This is a genomic window from Cytobacillus sp. Bva_UNVM-123 (assembly GCF_046351715.2).
GTDB lineage: Bacteria > Bacillota > Bacilli > Bacillales > Cytobacillaceae > Cytobacillus.
Map to the genome: position 1 here is coordinate 1,935,056 of NZ_CM177772.1, position 16,867 is coordinate 1,951,922.

The 16,867-nt window shown below is 35.8% G+C and carries 18 protein-coding genes and 2 pseudogenes; 13 read left to right on the forward strand and 7 right to left on the reverse strand.

The window, feature by feature from the left end:
• The first annotated feature begins 83 nt into the window (after nucleotides 1-83).
• On the forward strand, nucleotides 84-743 hold the full coding sequence (locus KDN24_RS09495; protein ID WP_409974622.1) for a potassium channel family protein: 660 nt from the start codon (nucleotides 84-86) through the stop codon (nucleotides 741-743).
• Between the two features lie 194 nt (nucleotides 744-937).
• Here the strand turns inward: KDN24_RS09495 and rnjA are convergent, their stop codons facing one another.
• Together rnjA and rpoY are read right to left on the reverse strand one after the other, a co-directional pair.
• Nucleotides 938-2,605 carry a ribonuclease J1 gene (rnjA, locus tag KDN24_RS09500; protein ID WP_409974623.1) on the reverse strand — a complete coding sequence of 556 codons (1,668 nt, stop codon included), beginning with the start codon at nucleotides 2,603-2,605 and terminating at the stop codon, nucleotides 938-940.
• 6 nt (nucleotides 2,606-2,611) lie between these two features.
• A complete protein-coding gene (gene rpoY, locus KDN24_RS09505; protein ID WP_409974624.1) occupies nucleotides 2,612-2,821 on the reverse strand; it encodes a DNA-directed RNA polymerase subunit epsilon in 210 nt (69 codons plus the stop codon).
• A 428-nt stretch (nucleotides 2,822-3,249) separates the two neighbouring features.
• On the opposite strand from rpoY, the gene KDN24_RS09510 reads away from it, so the two are divergent.
• Nucleotides 3,250-4,143 carry a DMT family transporter gene (locus KDN24_RS09510; RefSeq protein WP_409974625.1) on the forward strand — a complete coding sequence of 298 codons (894 nt, stop codon included), beginning with the start codon at nucleotides 3,250-3,252 and terminating at the stop codon, nucleotides 4,141-4,143.
• Between the two features lie 38 nt (nucleotides 4,144-4,181).
• Complete coding sequence (locus tag KDN24_RS09515) at nucleotides 4,182-4,955, forward strand: Cof-type HAD-IIB family hydrolase (RefSeq protein WP_491348395.1); 774 nt, start codon at nucleotides 4,182-4,184, stop codon at nucleotides 4,953-4,955.
• A gap of 35 nt (nucleotides 4,956-4,990) precedes the next feature.
• Here the strand turns inward: KDN24_RS09515 and def are convergent, their stop codons facing one another.
• Nucleotides 4,991-5,545, reverse strand: a complete 555-nt coding sequence (def, locus tag KDN24_RS09520; protein ID WP_409974627.1) for a peptide deformylase — start codon at nucleotides 5,543-5,545, stop codon at nucleotides 4,991-4,993.
• 107 nt (nucleotides 5,546-5,652) lie between these two features.
• Complete coding sequence (locus KDN24_RS09525) at nucleotides 5,653-5,790, reverse strand: YjcZ family sporulation protein (protein ID WP_409974628.1); 138 nt, start codon at nucleotides 5,788-5,790, stop codon at nucleotides 5,653-5,655.
• Between the two features lie 240 nt (nucleotides 5,791-6,030).
• On the opposite strand from KDN24_RS09525, the gene KDN24_RS09530 reads away from it, so the two are divergent.
• The 7 genes and pseudogenes from KDN24_RS09530 to KDN24_RS09555 all read left to right on the forward strand — a co-directional run bounded on the left by KDN24_RS09530 (nucleotide 6,031) and on the right by KDN24_RS09555 (nucleotide 12,406).
• Entirely contained in the window at nucleotides 6,031-6,708 is a 678-nt protein-coding gene (locus KDN24_RS09530; protein ID WP_491348396.1) for a YkyA family protein, read from the forward strand.
• A 410-nt stretch (nucleotides 6,709-7,118) separates the two neighbouring features.
• Nucleotides 7,119-8,228 (forward strand): pyruvate dehydrogenase (acetyl-transferring) E1 component subunit alpha, encoded by a 1,110-nt coding sequence (gene pdhA / locus KDN24_RS09535; protein ID WP_409974630.1) that lies wholly within the window; start codon nucleotides 7,119-7,121, stop codon nucleotides 8,226-8,228.
• Between the two features lie 3 nt (nucleotides 8,229-8,231).
• Nucleotides 8,232-9,209 (forward strand): alpha-ketoacid dehydrogenase subunit beta, encoded by a 978-nt coding sequence (locus tag KDN24_RS09540; protein WP_409974631.1) that lies wholly within the window; start codon nucleotides 8,232-8,234, stop codon nucleotides 9,207-9,209.
• 142 nt (nucleotides 9,210-9,351) lie between these two features.
• Nucleotides 9,352-9,447, forward strand: a pseudogene (locus KDN24_RS26355) (biotin/lipoyl-containing protein); the annotation flags it as partial.
• A 189-nt stretch (nucleotides 9,448-9,636) separates the two neighbouring features.
• Nucleotides 9,637-10,569 (forward strand): annotated as a pseudogene (locus tag KDN24_RS09545) (2-oxo acid dehydrogenase subunit E2); the annotation flags it as partial.
• A 3-nt stretch (nucleotides 10,570-10,572) separates the two neighbouring features.
• Complete coding sequence (gene lpdA / locus KDN24_RS09550; protein ID WP_409974633.1) at nucleotides 10,573-11,982, forward strand: dihydrolipoyl dehydrogenase; 1,410 nt, start codon at nucleotides 10,573-10,575, stop codon at nucleotides 11,980-11,982.
• Nucleotides 11,983-12,163: 181 nt separating this feature from the next.
• A complete protein-coding gene (locus KDN24_RS09555; protein WP_409974634.1) occupies nucleotides 12,164-12,406 on the forward strand; it encodes a hypothetical protein in 243 nt (80 codons plus the stop codon).
• Nucleotides 12,407-12,444: 38 nt separating this feature from the next.
• On the opposite strand, the gene KDN24_RS09560 is transcribed toward KDN24_RS09555, so the two are convergent.
• The gene (locus KDN24_RS09560) at nucleotides 12,445-12,783 is read right to left on the reverse strand and encodes a hypothetical protein (RefSeq protein ID WP_409974635.1); all 339 of its coding nucleotides are present in this window, start codon (nucleotides 12,781-12,783) and stop codon (nucleotides 12,445-12,447) included.
• Nucleotides 12,784-12,901: 118 nt separating this feature from the next.
• Entirely contained in the window at nucleotides 12,902-13,336 is a 435-nt protein-coding gene (locus KDN24_RS09565) for a DUF1885 family protein (protein ID WP_409974636.1), read from the reverse strand.
• 159 nt (nucleotides 13,337-13,495) lie between these two features.
• On the opposite strand from KDN24_RS09565, the gene KDN24_RS09570 reads away from it, so the two are divergent.
• Both KDN24_RS09570 and KDN24_RS09575 read left to right on the forward strand, forming a co-directional pair.
• Nucleotides 13,496-13,795, forward strand: coding sequence for a DUF3055 domain-containing protein (locus tag KDN24_RS09570; protein ID WP_409974637.1), 300 nt, complete (start codon nucleotides 13,496-13,498; stop codon nucleotides 13,793-13,795).
• Between the two features lie 218 nt (nucleotides 13,796-14,013).
• Nucleotides 14,014-14,136 carry a GapA-binding peptide SR1P gene (locus KDN24_RS09575; protein WP_409974638.1) on the forward strand — a complete coding sequence of 41 codons (123 nt, stop codon included), beginning with the start codon at nucleotides 14,014-14,016 and terminating at the stop codon, nucleotides 14,134-14,136.
• A 76-nt stretch (nucleotides 14,137-14,212) separates the two neighbouring features.
• Here KDN24_RS09575 and KDN24_RS09580 read toward each other — a convergent pair whose 3' ends face one another.
• Nucleotides 14,213-15,682: an aminotransferase class I/II-fold pyridoxal phosphate-dependent enzyme gene (locus tag KDN24_RS09580; protein ID WP_409974639.1), complete on the reverse strand. Its 1,470-nt coding sequence runs from the start codon at nucleotides 15,680-15,682 to the stop codon at nucleotides 14,213-14,215.
• A 193-nt stretch (nucleotides 15,683-15,875) separates the two neighbouring features.
• Between KDN24_RS09580 and KDN24_RS09585 the strand changes: the two genes are divergently transcribed.
• Nucleotides 15,876-16,835, forward strand: coding sequence for an NAD(P)H-dependent flavin oxidoreductase (locus KDN24_RS09585; RefSeq protein WP_409974640.1), 960 nt, complete (start codon nucleotides 15,876-15,878; stop codon nucleotides 16,833-16,835).
• Nucleotides 16,836-16,867 lie beyond the last annotated feature (32 nt).

Consider the following 16,867-nt stretch of genomic DNA (forward strand, 5'->3'; position numbering starts at 1 on the left):
TCATTAACTGTAGTTCTCCTTATTCCTTTCATTGTGCTAATATAATATAATAACTTGTATCATCTTAGCTGGGGGAATAATTTATGAAAAAAGAATTTGCTGTCATTGGGCTTGGGCGCTTCGGTGGAAGCATCTGTAGAGCATTAGCAGAAGAAGGAATGGAAGTTTTAGCAATTGATAATAATGAGGACCGCGTGAATGAATTTTCAATGATTGCCTCCCATGCAGTTGTTGGTGATACAACAGATGAAACGGTTGTAAAAAGTCTTGGAATCCGTAATTTTGACCATGTCATTGTTGCCATCGGTGACAATATACAAGCTAGTATTTTGACGACATTAATTTTGAAAGAATTGGGAGTCAAAAAAATCACCGTAAAAGCGCAAAATGATTATCATGAAAAAGTATTAAGGAAAATAGGAGCAGATCAAGTAGTTCACCCTGAGCGTGATATGGGCAAAAGGATCGCCCATAATATGGTTTCAAATAATGTGCTCGATTATCTTGAGCTGTCAGATGAACATAGTATAGTTGAAATTGTTGCGAATGAGAAACTAGCTGGACATACATTAATTGATCTAGATATTCGTGCGAAATACGGGATAAACATTGTTGCTATTAAACGAAGAAATGATATTATTGTTTCTCCACTTGCACATGAAGAAATTCAAGCAAGTGATATTTTGATTGTTATCGGTGCAGATGTAGACATCAATCGATTTGAGAAAAAGGTGATGGGGTAATCAAAAACTAAAGTATGAATTAAATTAAACGAGGATGTCCCAAAGTATAACTTTTAGGGCCACCCTCTTTTTTTTATGTTTCCGCAGAAGTCTTCGCATCTTCCACTCGAATCAACTCAGTGCAAATATTAGTATGAACTTTGACAAAAAGTCGTTCTTAACGACCTTTTAAGTCAGCCTCTTGTTTTTATTTTTTAAACTTCCATTATGATTGGCAATATCATAGGACGACGCTTCGTTTTTTCATATAAGAAAGGGGCTAAAGTATCAGTAATTTCATTTTTAATTTCTGACCACTGTGTTGTCTTTCTCTCCATTACTTTGTTTAAATGCTTCGTAATTAATGATTGAGCGTCACTTATTAAGTCGCCAGATTCCCGCATATAAACAAAACCACGAGAGATTAAATCTGGACCGGCAGAAATCTTGAAATCCTTCATATTAATGCTGACAACTACGACAACTAAACCTTCTTCGGAAAGAATTCGACGGTCTCTCAGAACAATATTTCCGATATCACCAATACCGCTACCATCAATATATACAGATCCTGAAGGGATTTTCCCAGCAATTTGGGCGCTGTTTTCACTTAAAGCAAGTACTTCTCCATTATCCATAATAAAGCAATTTTCTTCTTCTACACCACAATCAACAGCTAGCTTTACATGCATTTTTTGCATGCGATATTCACCGTGGATAGGCATGAAAAACTTCGGTTTAATGAGGCGAAGCATAAGCTTCTGCTCTTGTTGACCACCATGACCAGAAGTATGAATATCACTTAGCTTCCCATGAATAACATCAGCACCTGCACGCGAGAGTAAATCGATTGTTCTGCTTACACTAATTGTATTTCCTGGAATTGGAGATGAAGAAAATACGACCGTATCTCCAGGATTAATTTGAATTTGTCGGTGTGTTCCATTCGCAATTCGTGATAGCGCAGCCATCGGTTCCCCTTGGCTTCCAGTACATAAAATCGTTACTTCATTAGCAGGTAGTCGATTGATTTGTTGAGCATCAATAAAGGTTTCTTTCGGGGCTTGAATATAGCCTAGATCTAAGCCGATATTAATAGCTGCTTCCATGCTTCGACCAAATACCGCAATTTTTCTTCCGTTTAATACAGCAGCTTCCGTCACTTGTTGAAGTCGATGAATATTAGAAGCGAACGTCGCGAAAATGACCCTGCCATCTACTTTACGAAAAATATCGTGAATCGTTTCTCCCACACGACGTTCAGACATAGTAAAATCAGGAATCTCACTATTGGTACTATCTGATAATAAGCAAAGAACCCCTTCTTTTCCGATTTCCGCCATCTTTGTTAAGTTTGCAGGCTCCCCAACAGGAGTGAAATCAAACTTGAAATCGCCAGTATGAACGATTTGTCCAGGCGGTGTCTTCACGACAATTCCATAAGAATCAGGAATACTATGTGTAGTTCGGAAAAAAGTAACGGATGTTTTTCTAAATTTAATCACATCATCTTCTTTTATTTCATGCATAGTCGTTTGTCTCAATAAACCATGTTCCTCAAGTTTATTTCGAAGCAGTCCAAGAGCAAGTTTACCACCATAAACAGGAATATTTATTTCTCTAAGTAAATATGGAATTCCACCGATATGGTCTTCATGACCGTGTGTAATGAAGAGTCCCTTTATTTTGTCTTCATTTTTCACTAAGTAAGTATAATCTGGAATTACATAATCAATCCCAAGTAGTTCATCCTCAGGGAATTTGATTCCTGCGTCAATAAGGATGATTTCATCCTGGAATTGAACAGCATACGTGTTTTTGCCGATTTCGCCAAGTCCCCCTAAGGCAAAAATGGCGGTTTGATCATTTTTTACAAATTTCATAATTTATCAAATCTCCAATACATTAAAGTCTTCTCTTTGTTTTTCAAATTGTAAGTATGGTCCTTCTAAAGGAGTTATAAACTCAATATTATAATTCCGATCTGCTAATTTTTTTCGAATATCTCTTTCAGATTCCCCTTCAACGAATATTGTTTTTGTTTTTTCCCGAATGGCAACTTGCTTATTTGATTCTTGGAAGTATACTTTAAAAACCATCTAAATCTCTCCTTAATCCGAATAACTTTTTCTATTATATATAAAAATAACATGGTTTTCATGTTTTTCTTATTTCAGGTAGCTAATATAAGGAAGGAGCCCTTCGAAAAATAGAAGGGCTCAAAAGAATTTAAGCAATTGATTTTTTTCGAAGCATGTCTCTCCACTGTTTTAAAAGCTTCTTTCTTAGCTTCTTTAACATGGTGGATCATCTCCTTACTATCTATTTTAAACGATCCTTGTCCAAAGTAAAGTAGAACAAAGATGTTTAAACAGGAATTGTTAGATAATCTCTCTCTTTTTTAATAGTATATGTTGATATTGCCATGAACTTTCATGGAGAATTATGGGTATTAGAGGCAAATGATTGACAATTATCCATGAAGGCTTTAGTGTTTTAATACATATTGAAAAAAGGAAGAGAGCCAATGGGAAAGCTATATAGTGCATTATTATTATTAAGTATTATTTGGGGGACTTCTTTTTTATTTATAAAACTTTTACTCGTTCAAATTGGACCTGCAGGAATTGTTTTTGGCAGATGTTTGTTTGGGTTTATTACATTAGCACTCATTGTTTTTATTCGACGAGATAAAGTAAATCTAAAGAAACTTCCCTTAAATAAGTTGTTTATCGTAGGTTTCTTGAATAATGCATTGCCTTGGTTATTAATTTCTAATGGCCAGACGAAAATATCTTCAAGTCTAGCTTCCATTATTAATGCGACAACACCGATTTGGACACTTATTATTGGTTCAATTTTTTTTGCTTCTATTTTAAAGAAGACCCAATGGATAGGAATTGTATTTGGGTTTGTCGGAATATTAATCATTTCTGATCTTCAATCTGGAGAGTTACTGTCAGGGCATTTGTCAGGTGTTTTATTTATGTTAGGTGCTGCAGTTTGCTACGGAATGGGTACACATTTGACAAAAAAATATTTAGCAGATGTTTCAACATTACATATTTCTATTATGACTCTTTTTTTTGCAATGTTCTTTAGCTTTTGTTTTTTATTAGTCTCTGCACCAGAAGATTTACTTATGTTTTCAGAAATAAAGATTATTCTTCCATTTATCGGATTAGGTTCTTTAGGCTCAGGTGTCGCTTATTTGTTATACTATTATTTAGTTAAAGAGGGAAGTCCAGAGTTTGCCTCATTAGTGACTTACTTAGTGCCAGCATCAGCTATTTTATGGGGAGCATTTCTATTAAAAGAAGAGATTCATATTTCGATGCTTATCGGTCTTTTCGTTATTTTTGCTGGTGTGTTTATTACGTCAATGAAAAAGAAACAAACAAAAACAAAAGCCGCTGCCTAGATTTTTTAAGACAATAAGGAAGGGAAGGATTTATTATCTTGGGAAAAATTGTGTTCTTTGATATTGATGGGACATTATTAGATCAGAATAAAAAAATGAGTGACTCGACGAAAAAAGCGATTGAGAAGTTAAAAGAAAATGGTGTATTTGTTGCGATTGCAACGGGAAGAGCACCGTTCATGTTTGAGAATTTGCGCAAGGAAATAGATATTGATTCATTTGTTAGCTTTAATGGGCAATATGTCGTATTTGAAAACGAAGTTATATATAAAAATCCTATGCAAGCAGATGAACTCGAAAAACTATTATATTTTTCTCAAAAGAAGAATCTTCCGTTAGTTTTTATGGATGAAAAACAGATGAAGGCAACAGATCCAGATCATCCCCACATTATGAATAGTCTTGTGAATAGCTTAAAGTTTCCTCATCCCAATAAAGACATATTGTTCTATAAGGGGAGGGAGATTTTCCAAGTACTAATTTTTTGCAAGGAACAGGAAGATAATGGATACTGTGAAAGTTTTCCTAATTTCCGTTTTATTCGTTGGCATGAATACTCCACAGATGTTTTACCAGCTGGCGGCTCAAAGGCAGAAGGCATCAAAAAAATGGTCGAACGACTTGGATTTGAAATGAAGGATGTTTATGCTTTTGGAGATGGATTAAATGATATCGAAATGCTGCAAACAGTTGGAACGGGTGTTGCCATGGGTAATGCACTGGATGAAGTGAAAAAGCATGCTGATGAATTGACAACTTCTGTTGATGACGATGGCATTTGGAATGGATTAAAGAAATTATCATTAATCTAAAGTGAAAGACTGAACCAAAATGGTTCAGTCTTATTTTATCTTTGTATTGCCGTTGCGTTTTCAATCGGTTTGAATGGATCATCCTGATTAATATGATCATAAAACATGATTCCATTTAGATGGTCTATTTCATGTTGAAATACAATTGCGAGCATGCCCTTTAAGCGAAGCTTTACTTCTTCACCAGTTAAAGTTACCCCTTTTACTGTTATGCGGGCATATCTTGGAACATATCCTGGAACGGTTTCGTCAACTGATAGACAACCTTCCCCAGCGGTAAGATACGCTTGTTCAATTGAATGACTAACAATTTTTGGATTAAAAAGTGCATAACTATGTAGATTCCCTTTTTCATCATTAACATGGACGGCAATCATTCTTTTTGAAACATTTATTTGAGGGGCTGCAAGTCCGATTCCCGTACGAAGCTTGTATTTTTCAATCATTTCTGGATTTTGACTGTTAATAACGTATTCTAACAAGCTCGATAATATTTTTTTATCTTCTTCCGATGGAGGCAGAGAAACTACCTCTGCAACCTTTCGTAGTGTTGGATGGCCATCACGGATAATATTTTCCATTGTAATCATAATTTCACTCCTGAGCTTTCGCATTTCGTTATGATTCATATTTTATCAAAGTGTATGTAAAATGTTAATAAAAGAGAAGGCACATTTTGCACCTTCCCAGATAGAAATTAGAATCTTATGCAGGAACAGCCAACGATAATGAGTAGTATGAATAACACGACAATTAACGCGAATCCTCTGCCAAAGCCGCAGCCTCCGTAAGCTGGAAAACCACATCCGTATCCATATCCGCCATATCCGTACATGAAGGATAACCTCCCTAAACGTTAGATTATCGTCCACATGTCAAATTTAGATTAATATCGGACGATTAATATAGCCTATGAATTTGGGTTATTTTTTGTGTAGGCCCTTGCCTAAAGTCATAAAGGAAAAGTATTTCGAATATAAATACATCAGTGGACAAGCTTGGAAATAACGCTGGAACCTATTGTCAAATAGGAAAACTACCGATATAGTAAAAGGGTTAGTGAGGAGGTTTCAATTTGTTAAATTTGCGTAAAAACAGCTTATTATTAATTATGATGATTGCTCTTATTTTGTTAACTGGCTGTTTAAATAAACAAACACCTATTGAAAAAATGTATGAGGTCCTTGAAAAGGTAGTTTCTACAGAAAAATTGTTTGAAGAGCAACAAGATCCACTTGTCTTACTAGAAAAAAAAGAAAAAGATATTTATGAAAAGATCATTTCTTTAGGGATGAAAGAAGCTGAAGAAATTTCCAAGCTCTCAGATGAGGCTTTAGTTGTGATCGAAGAAAGAAAAGAACATATGAAGAAAGAACAAGAAAGTATAGAAGCCTCGAAAAAAGAATTTGAAACACTATCTCCATTAATAGAAGATTTGGACAAACCTGACCAAAAAGAAAAGGCAGAGCAATTATATGAAATTATGATGGAGAGATATAGTATTTACGAAGAACAATATGAGTATTATACAAATGCATTAAGACTCGATAAAGAATTATATGAAATGTTTAAAGAGGAAGATCCACAAATAGACCAGCTTCAAGAGCAAATTACAAAAATAAATGAGGAATATAATAAACTACAAAAAGCAAATGAACTATTTAATGAAAAAACAAAACAGTATAATGATTTGAAATTATCCTTCTATAAATATACAGGGATAGAAGTTAATGTAGAAGACGGAAGAAAATAGGCCATCATTCATAATGCTGGTCTATTTTTTTTTTTAAAAGTCTTGAATTTATTGTTATAATACATCTCATCTTATTATGAGTATTGTATATAACAGAATAAAACAGCGGATAGTACAGTTTACTTTATTTAAAAATATATTAAAAACGTGTAAATGTTGTAAAAAGATTAAATCAATGATTTTGGTTACTGAAATAATGAGAGAAATTGAAGTTTCTATTTTTAGTGTGTATCATTTTTGTTGCAAAAATGATTGATACACAATATGATAATTATGAAAGAAACATTACAGACGTGTTTATGTTATTTATATGTGTAATTTTCTAAAATTACTTCAATTTGGGCATCCTAGATATTATGTTAGTAACTCCTATAAATAACGTCTTTAAAAGAAAGGAAAGGGTGACACACATGGTTTCGAAAACAGTTCAATTCGATGTGAAAAAGCAACTTGAAATAGTTGAAGAGCAGTTTCAAACATTTCAAATTCTTAATGAGGATGGAGATATCGTTAATGAATCATCCATGCCTAATTTAAGTAATGAGCAACTTCAAGAATTAATGCGCCGTATGGTATATACGCGTATTCTAGATCAGCGTTCAATTTCTTTAAATAGACAAGGAAGACTAGGCTTTTATGCACCAACAGCAGGACAGGAAGCCTCACAGCTTGCTTCACAATTTGCATTAGAAAAGGAAGACTTTATCCTTCCAGGTTATCGAGATGTACCTCAATTAATTTGGCATGGTCTTCCTTTATCACAGGCTTTCTTATGGTCTAGGGGCCATTATGAAGGCGGTAACATTCCAGAAGGAGTAAATGTAATTGCTCCACAAATTATTATTGGTGCCCAGTATATTCAAGCTGCAGGTGTGGCACTAGGTATGAAAAAGCGTGGGACTAAGGCAGTTGCCATTACGTACACAGGTGATGGTGGAACTTCACAAGGTGATTTCTATGAAGGAATTAACTTTGCCGGTGCTTATAAAGCCCCAGCCATCTTTATTATTCAAAATAATCGTTTTGCGATCTCTACCCCTGTTAGCATGCAATCTGCTGCTAGCACACTCGCTCAAAAAGCGGTAGCTGCTGGAATTCCTGGAATTCAAGTAGATGGGATGGATCCACTTGCTGTGTATGTAGCTGTTAAAGAGGCTCGTGAGCGTGCCATTAATGGAGAAGGTCCTACATTAATTGAAACACTTACTTATCGTTATGGACCACATACAATGGCTGGAGACGATCCGACACGCTATCGTACCTCAGATCTTGATAATGAATGGGAGAAAAAAGACCCGCTCGTTCGTTTCCGTAAATTCCTTAATAATAAAGGGCTCTGGAATGAAGAAATGGAAAACGAAGTAATTGAAAAGGCGAAAGAAGATATAAAGGAAGCAATAAAACTTGCTGATGATACACCAAAACAAAAGGTGACTGATTTAATTTCGATTATGTATGAAGAGCTTTCATATAACTTAAAAGAACAGTATGAAATTTATAAAGAAAAGGAGTCGAAGTAAGCCATGGCGCAAATGACAATGATTCAGGCAATTACGGATGCGTTACGTACAGAATTACGTAACGATCCGAATGTATTAGTATTCGGTGAAGATGTAGGCGTAAATGGCGGTGTCTTCCGTGCAACAGAAGGACTCCAAACGGAATTCGGTGAAGACCGTGTGTTCGATACCCCACTTGCTGAATCAGGAATTGGCGGCTTAGCTGTCGGCCTTGGTTTACAAGGCTTCCGACCAGTACCAGAAATTCAGTTTTTTGGCTTTGTTTATGAAGTGATGGATTCCATATCTGGACAGCTTGCTCGTATGCGCTATCGTTCAGGTGGCCGTTATCATTCTCCAGTTACAATACGCTCTCCGTTTGGTGGAGGCGTTCACACACCAGAGATGCATGCAGACAGCTTAGAAGGACTTATGGCTCAGCAACCAGGGTTAAAGGTAGTAATTCCATCAACACCTTATGATGCGAAAGGATTACTTATCTCCTCTATTCGTGATAATGATCCGGTTATTTTTCTAGAGCATATGAAATTATATCGTTCATTTCGTCAAGAGGTTCCAGAAGAAGAGTATACAATTCCATTAGGGAAAGCAGATGTAAAGCTTGAAGGAACGGATTTATCGATTATTACGTATGGTGCAATGGTTCATGAGGCATTAAAAGCGGCAGAAGAATTGAAAAAAGAAGGATATTCTGCAGAGGTTATTGATTTGCGTACTGTTTCTCCGATTGACATTGAAACAATTATTGCATCAGTTGAAAAAACAGGTCGTGCCATTGTTGTTCAGGAAGCACAAAAACAAGCTGGTATCGCAGCAAATGTCGTTGCAGAAATAAATGATCGTGCAATTTTAAGCTTAGAGGCACCAGTATTGCGTGTGACTGCACCTGATACAGTATTCGCATTTCCACAGGCAGAAACGGTCTGGCTTCCAAACTACAAGGATATTATTGAAACAGGCAAAAAAGTCTTGAATTTCTAAATAATCATAACAGGGGAGGATAAAGATTCCCCTGTTTTGTGAATATTAAAGCTGTATAGGAGGGTGAATCCAAGTGTCATTTCAATTTAAATTACCTGACATTGGCGAAGGGATCCATGAAGGTGAAATCGTTAAGTGGTTTGTGAAACAAGGGGATAATGTTCAAGAAGATGACGTTTTATGTGAAGTGCAAAATGATAAGGCTGTAGTCGAAATTCCTTCTCCAGTCAAAGGGACAGTTGAAGAAATTTTAGTAGCTGAAGGTACTGTTGCGACAGTTGGTCAAGTCTTAATCACATTTGACGCACCAGGATATGAAAATCTTAAGTTTAAAGGTGATGCAGAAGAAGAAGAAGAAGAAAAGGTTGAGGAAGTTCTTGAACAAGAAACCTCTGCACCTGCTCCAAAGACTGATAGCGAATCTGAGCGCCGTATTATCGCCATGCCTTCCGTTCGGAAATATGCACGAGATAAAGGTGTAAATATTCGCCAAATTATTGGAAGTGGAGATAATGGTCGAATATTGAAAAATGATATTGATGAATACTTAAATGGTGGAAAACAAGTTGGAACAGAAGTCGTTCAAGAGCCGGTTAGTGCTGCACCTCAAGAAACAGCCGAAGAGAAAGCACCAGTACAAGCAATTCCGCAAGGACAATATCCAGAAACTCGCGAAAAAATGAGTGGAATCCGTAAAGCGATTGCAAAAGCAATGGTGAATTCAAAGCATACAGCACCACATGTTACCTTAATGGATGAAATTGAAGTGACAAAGCTTGTAGCTCACCGCAAAAAGTTTAAAGAAGTTGCTGCAAGTAAGGGTATTAAGCTAACATTTCTTCCATATGTCGTTAAGGCATTAACAAGTGCGCTTCGTGAATTTCCAGTGTTAAATACTTCACTTGATGACGCAACTAGTGAAATTATTCAAAAACACTATTATAATATTGGAATAGCAGCAGATACTGATAAAGGGCTATTAGTTCCTGTTGTAAAAGATGCTGATCGAAAGTCTATTTTTGCTATTTCAAATGAAATTAATGAACTGGCCACAAAAGCACGAGATGGTAAACTTGCTCCAGATGAAATGAAGGGTGCTTCTTGTACAATTACGAATATTGGTTCTGCAGGTGGACAATGGTTTACTCCTCTTATTAATCATCCAGAAGTTGCCATATTAGGAATTGGCCGAATTGCTGAAAAACCAATTGTAAGAGACGGCGAAATTGTTGCAGCACCAGTTCTAAGTATATCGTTAAGCTTTGATCATCGAATGATTGATGGGGCAACAGCGCAAAATGCAGTAAACCATATTAAGCGTTTATTAAACGATCCAGAACTATTGTTAATGGAGGCGTAAAAAATGGTAGTAGGAGATTTCCCGATTGAAACTGACTTGATTGTTATCGGTTCTGGCCCTGGAGGATATGTTGCTGCAATTCGTGCGGCACAGCTTGGTCAGAAAGTGACGATCGTAGAAAAAGCAAACCTTGGCGGTGTTTGTTTAAATGTAGGATGCATTCCATCAAAAGCATTAATCGCTGCTGGACACCGTTATGAAACAGCTAAGCATTCTGATGTCATCGGGATTACAGCTGAGAATGTAACTGTAGACTTTTCGAAGGTTCAGGAATGGAAAAGTGGAGTTGTTCGTAAACTCACCAGTGGTGTTGAAGGCTTATTAAAAGGAAATAAAGTTGATATTGTTCGTGGTGAAGCATATTTTGTTGATGCGAACACTTTACGTGTAATGGATGAAAATTCTGCACAAACTTACAATTTCAAACATGCGATTATTGCAACTGGTTCACGTCCGATTGAAATTCCGGCTTTTAAATATTCGAAAAAAGTTTTAGATTCCACAGGTGCACTCGCACTTCAGGAAATACCAGAAAAAATCGTTGTAATTGGTGGCGGTTATATTGGTACAGAGCTTGGAGGAGCCTATGCTAATTTCGGTACGAAAGTAACGATTTTAGAGGGTACTGATGATATTTTAGGTGGATTCGAAAAGCAAATGTCTGCGCTTGTTAAACGTAATTTAAAGAAGAAAGGCGCAGAAATCATTACGAATGCACTTGCTAAAGGTGTGGAAGAGTCAGAAACCGGTGTTATTGTGAAATATGAGGTAAAAGGTGAAGAACAAACGATTGAAGCTGATTATGTATTTGTAATGGTTGGACGCCGTCCGAATACAGATGAGTTAGGATTAGAACAGGTTGGCATTGAAATGACCGATAAGGGGATTATCAAAACAGATAAACAATGTCGAACAAATGTAAGTAATATTTTTGCAATCGGCGATGTTATCGAAGGACCTCCACTTGCTCATAAAGCCTCATATGAAGGAAAAATTGCAGCAGAGGTGATTGCTGGTCATAATGCTGAAATTGATTATTTAGGAATCCCAGCTGTTGTCTTTTCAGATCCAGAACTTGCATCAGTAGGGTACACGGAAAAGCAAGCGAAAGATGAAGGAATTGAAGTGACAGCTGCAAAGTTTCCTTTTGCAGCGAACGGCCGTGCATTAGCTTTAGAAGCGACTGAAGGGTTCGTAAAGCTTGTCACAAGGAAAGATGACGGACTCGTCATCGGAGCGCAAATTGCAGGAGCAAGCGCCTCTGATATGATTGCTGAATTAGGATTGGCAATTGAAGCGGGTATGACAGCAGAAGACTTAGCAATGACAATTCATGCTCACCCAACTTTAGGTGAAATTACGATGGAAGCAGCTGAAGTCGTGCTTGGAACACCAATTCATATTGTAAAATAAAGATATAAAGAGTCCCTTTTATAGGGGCTTTTTATTTTCTCATCATGATGCTTAGATTTTAAGTTAGTTACATATATTACTAAGACAAGGATAGTTTCTATTAAAAAAACTTTGGAGCAAGACATTCAGCTAACTCAGAAAGTTTATACTATCTTATTTTAATAAAATGGGTGGTGGAATGATGAGGGTCTACACTGTATTGTTATTACAGCTAATGATTTGGAGCGGGTATACGTTTATCGAATGGCTCTCGAAATATGATCTGCTTATGTACAAGGTATTGATGTTCTTTATATTTTTTTATTTAGCCATCATCATAGGCAATTACATTATAAAATCATTCAAGAAAACCTTTTTTGTAACTTCTCTAAGTCTTGCATTGTATGGTTCTTTTTATTTCACGATGTCGCTCATTACGATCTGATCAAGAAAAGCTTTCTTCCTTATTTATTAAAAAAGAGCCTATTTTGGCTCTTTTAAAGGCTTCCTTATAAATCTGCTTACAATACTATAAAAGGCAAATAAAAAAAGGAAAAAAAATGAAAACGAAAAGAAAAAAGGCAGTATTTTAAAGGTAGTCTCTTTATCGAATGGAGACTCAAACTTTACTTCCATCGGGTATAAGTCATCATCATCAGGCAGACTTATCATTTGCATGGCATATGGAAATGGCCCTCCAAATGAAATATTCTGCTTTAAAATATCTGGTTTTTCTTCAAAATACGAAAAAAAGATATATGGCGACATGAGTGTAATGATTAGGCTCAATATACCGATAAATATCATTCTTTTTTTTAACATACTCTCTACCTCATAAAGAGAAGAACAGCATTTTGCTGTTCCTCGTTGTTTTTAAGAAAAAAATTTTTTACACTTTCATATTTACTATATGAATAGGTGTATCAACCTATCCAATATATTATTTTCGAGGGTAAAAATACATAATTCTACCATTAAATAAATGCAATTCACCTTGAAGTTTCTTCGCTAAAAATTTGCTGAATTCATTCGCTTTCCCCTTATCTCCAAAGGTTGCATTTTCAGGTAATGTTATTTGGATAAAGGCTTGTTCTCGTTCTGAACCGTCTTCTTCACGAATCATTTCACTATCGACCCCGAGTAGCATTAAATTATAGCGATCATTGTTGGATTTCAAGTAAAACCATTTCCCTTTACCTTCTTGTTTTTCTTTCATTACATAAGGAAATGCTGCCTCATTGTATTTCCAATCAACCTGTCTACCTGTTTTTGCTGTAATCTCTTTAAAATAATGAAATAATTCCTTTACTTCGTCAGTAGAAATTTCTTTTTTTGCTGATGAAGGAACAAGCTTTATGTATGCACTACTTGCCATCATCCATCCCCCCATATTCCAATTATACTCTCCATTCCATTCTAGCATTGAATAAAAACGAAAAACAACTTAAACAGTGTTTTTCAAAAAAAACATTGTAAAAAGGTGAAAAAAGAGTTATAATAATATTCTAAATATTTAATTAAAAGGAGGAGTATTATGAATTTATTTGAGAAGCTCTATGATGAGCATGAAAATGTAAATGTTCGCTTTGTTGGATTTACGACCGAACACACACGTTATGATTTCGGGATTGTGTACACAAATTTATTTTTTGGAAAACCTCTCGTCATTTGTATGCAAACTGGCCGCTCTTCACTCCTCGACCCTAAGGACCTCGAAACTACTGAATATATACAAAAAGCATTCAAATTGGAAAATTATCAGCAAGCTGAAGATCTATGTGAGTTTTTTAGAGAATCTCTTCCTGGCGTATACTTTGAAACTCAATATGAATAATAAAGCAGGCTTTCGAGCCTGCTTTATTGTTTCGAAAGAAACTAATTAGTTATACTAATTAGGACAAGTAAATACGTATCAAGATGAAATTCCACGGTTAAATTAAATAAGACATACAATTTAGGCTTGAAAACGAAATAATGTTATATTATTATTTAGTTAAGGCTAATAAAATGTTTTCAATGTTGATATTATTTCACATAAAGGAGAATGAAAAGATGGGCACACTCGTATGCCAGACTTGTAATTCTACAATTGATCACTTTGATGATGAGAAAGTAACGGTTTTGTATGCAAAATGCAATTGCTGCTGCCACGATCATCAAGAAGATGAAAAATAAAAGAAATGTAATATTTGTTCAATATAAAGAGCTTTCCGAAAATGGAAAGCTCTTATTTTTGTTCATTAAACTATGATTACCAAATGGCCCGATGTTCTTTAATTACGCGCAAGTATTTAAAATCATAATCTTCAGGGCCTTGTACTGGCAATCCTGCTTCCATATTTGTTTTAATATACTGTAGGTTGTCCTTTGTAATGATTTCTCCAGGGATAAAAATTGGAATACCAGGAGGATACACCATGATAAATTCTGCAATAATTCTTCCCTCAGACTCATCGAAAGGGACAAGTTCAGTTTCAGCATAAAAAGCATCACGGGGGGATAGAGCTAAAACAGGTATATCAGGTAGCATTACTTCGGCATTTAGTTCTTCAGGATAATCTTGTCTTTCGGCTGCTAACTCGGAAAGAGCTTTAATTAAAATATTTGCCTCTTTTTCAGTATCGCCAGGTGTGATGATACAAAGAATATTATAAAGGTCAGACAATTCTACCTCAATATTATATTTTTCCCGAAGCCATACCTCAACATCATATCCACTTAACCCTAATTTTTTAACAGAAATAATTAACTTCGTTGGGTCAAAATCAAATGCAGCTTCAGTCTCTAGTATCTCTTCTCCTACACAATAAAGCTGGTCTATTTCATTTATCTTATTTCGTATGAATTGGGATAGTGAAATTGTTTTTTCAATTAATTCTTTCCCTTCTATAGCTAATTGTCTTCTCGCTACATCTAAGGAAGCTAGCAATAAATACGAAGTTGAAGTTGTTGTTAACATACTAAGGATTGATTGCACTTTTTTCGCGGATACAAGATTCCCTTTAAGATTTAAAATTGAACTTTGTGTCATCGATCCTCCAAGCTTATGAACACTTGTTGCAGCTAAATCTGCACCAGCCTGCATAGCCGAGAGAGGTAAATGATCATGAAAATGAATGTGAACACCATGTGCTTCATCTACAAGCACTGGAACATTGTATGAATGTGCAATGTCCACAATTTTCTTCAAATCAGCCGAAACACCGAAATAGGTTGGATTAATAACGAGTAATCCTTTTGCATCTGGATATTGCTCAAGAGCTTTTTCAACTGAATCGGTAGTAATTCCATGTGAAATGCCAAGGTTTTTGTCTATTTCTGGATGAATGAAAATGGGGGTTGCTCCAGAAAAAACAATCGCCGACATAACAGATTTATGAACATTTCTAGGAACGATTATTTTATCGCCAGGTCCACAAACAGACATAATCATTGCCATGATCGCACCGCTAGTCCCCTGAACGGAAAAGAATGTTTTATCTGCTCCAAATGCCTGGGCAGCCAAGTCTTGTGCCTCTTTAATCATTCCCTTTGGCTGATGAAGATCATCTAAAGGTCCGATATTTATTAAATCAATTGAAAGCGCATTTTCGCCGATAAAGTCTCTGAAATTAGGATCTATGCCAGAGCCCTTTTTGTGTCCAGGTATATGAAACTGGACTGGATCTTTTTTTGCATGTGCAAGCAAACCACTAAATAGTGGTGTTTCATTTTGATTCAATTTGTTTTAACACCTCACAATAATTAAATAACCTGTTTTAATAGTAAAAATAAAACATTTGAATTATAGCATTATTCAATAGTTATGCATAGAAAGTTTTTTACCTTTTTTATAATAGTTTGAAGTGTATAGAGGAAATTATTACATTAAAATAGAAATAAGTAATAAGTTGTATGGCTGGAGGGATATTTCAATGAATTGGAATACTAGAGTAACAGAAATGTTAAATATTAAATATCCAATTATCCAAGGAGGACTTGCTCATCTCGCATATTCTGATTTAGCTGCTTCCGTATCAAATGCTGGGGGTTTAGGTCAAGTAACGGCAATGTCTTTAAATAGCCCGGAAGCATTGCGGGAAGAAATTCAAAAAGTCAAACTCCTTACAGATAAACCTTTCGGAGTAAATTTTGCTATTGGACAGCATGGTAGACCTTTTTCACATTATTTAGATGTTGCTATAGAGGAGAAGGTTCCTGTTATTTCAATGACAGGAGGGAATCCAGCACCGATTTTCGAACAACTAAAAGGGGTTCATGTTAAAAAGCTTGTTCTTGTTGCTGCAAGAAGACAAGCAATAAAGGCTGAAGAACTTGGCGCTGATGCTGTTATGGTTGTTGGACAAGAGGGTGGAGGACATCTAGGGAGAGATGATATTGGCACATTTGTGCTAGTTCCACAAGTTGTAGATGCCGTATCCATCCCTGTTATAGCTTCAGGAGGAATTGGAGATGGTAGAGGTTTACTAGCTGCCTTAAGCCTTGGTGCTGAAGGAATTGAAATGGGAACAAGATTTATTGCAACAAAAGAGTGTATTCATGCGTCGCAAAATTATAAACAAAGATTAGTTAAAGGTAGTGAAGTGGATACCGTTATCATTAAAAGATCAATCGGTGCACCTGCAAGAGTGATTTCAAATGAGTGGACTGATAAAATTCTTGAAATAGAAAAAGCTGATGGTGGTTATGAGCAATTAAAAAATTATATAAGCGGAGAGGCTAATAGGAGTTATATTCATGAGGGAAAGGAAGAGGAAGGGTTTGCTTGGGCAGGTCAAGTAATGGGGCTTATTAAAGATATCCCTTCTGTACAGGAATTATTCGACCGTATGATTTCTGAGGGAGAAGAAATTAGGAAAAAATGGGCAAAGTAAACTTGAAATTATCAACATGTGAATAGAAATGA

Excerpts from the sequence above, each read along its gene's own strand:
- KDN24_RS09495 (WP_409974622.1), top strand. The coding sequence starts at position 84 with ATGAAAAAAGAATTTGCTGTCATTGGGCTTGGGCGCTTCGGTGGAAGC.
- rnjA (WP_409974623.1), bottom strand. The coding sequence starts at position 2,605 with ATGAAATTTGTAAAAAATGATCAAACCGCCATTTTTGCCTTAGGGGGA.
- rpoY (WP_409974624.1), bottom strand. The coding sequence starts at position 2,821 with ATGGTTTTTAAAGTATACTTCCAAGAATCAAATAAGCAAGTTGCCATT.
- KDN24_RS09510 (WP_409974625.1), top strand. The coding sequence starts at position 3,250 with ATGGGAAAGCTATATAGTGCATTATTATTATTAAGTATTATTTGGGGG.
- def (WP_409974627.1), bottom strand. The coding sequence starts at position 5,545 with ATGATTACAATGGAAAATATTATCCGTGATGGCCATCCAACACTACGA.
- KDN24_RS09525 (WP_409974628.1), bottom strand. The coding sequence starts at position 5,790 with ATGTACGGATATGGCGGATATGGATACGGATGTGGTTTTCCAGCTTAC.
- pdhA (WP_409974630.1), top strand. The coding sequence starts at position 7,119 with ATGGTTTCGAAAACAGTTCAATTCGATGTGAAAAAGCAACTTGAAATA.
- KDN24_RS09540 (WP_409974631.1), top strand. The coding sequence starts at position 8,232 with ATGGCGCAAATGACAATGATTCAGGCAATTACGGATGCGTTACGTACA.
- lpdA (WP_409974633.1), top strand. The coding sequence starts at position 10,573 with ATGGTAGTAGGAGATTTCCCGATTGAAACTGACTTGATTGTTATCGGT.
- KDN24_RS09555 (WP_409974634.1), top strand. The coding sequence starts at position 12,164 with ATGAGGGTCTACACTGTATTGTTATTACAGCTAATGATTTGGAGCGGG.
- KDN24_RS09560 (WP_409974635.1), bottom strand. The coding sequence starts at position 12,783 with ATGTTAAAAAAAAGAATGATATTTATCGGTATATTGAGCCTAATCATT.
- KDN24_RS09565 (WP_409974636.1), bottom strand. The coding sequence starts at position 13,336 with ATGGCAAGTAGTGCATACATAAAGCTTGTTCCTTCATCAGCAAAAAAA.
- KDN24_RS09570 (WP_409974637.1), top strand. The coding sequence starts at position 13,496 with ATGAATTTATTTGAGAAGCTCTATGATGAGCATGAAAATGTAAATGTT.
- KDN24_RS09575 (WP_409974638.1), top strand. The coding sequence starts at position 14,014 with ATGGGCACACTCGTATGCCAGACTTGTAATTCTACAATTGATCACTTT.
- KDN24_RS09585 (WP_409974640.1), top strand. The coding sequence starts at position 15,876 with ATGAATTGGAATACTAGAGTAACAGAAATGTTAAATATTAAATATCCA.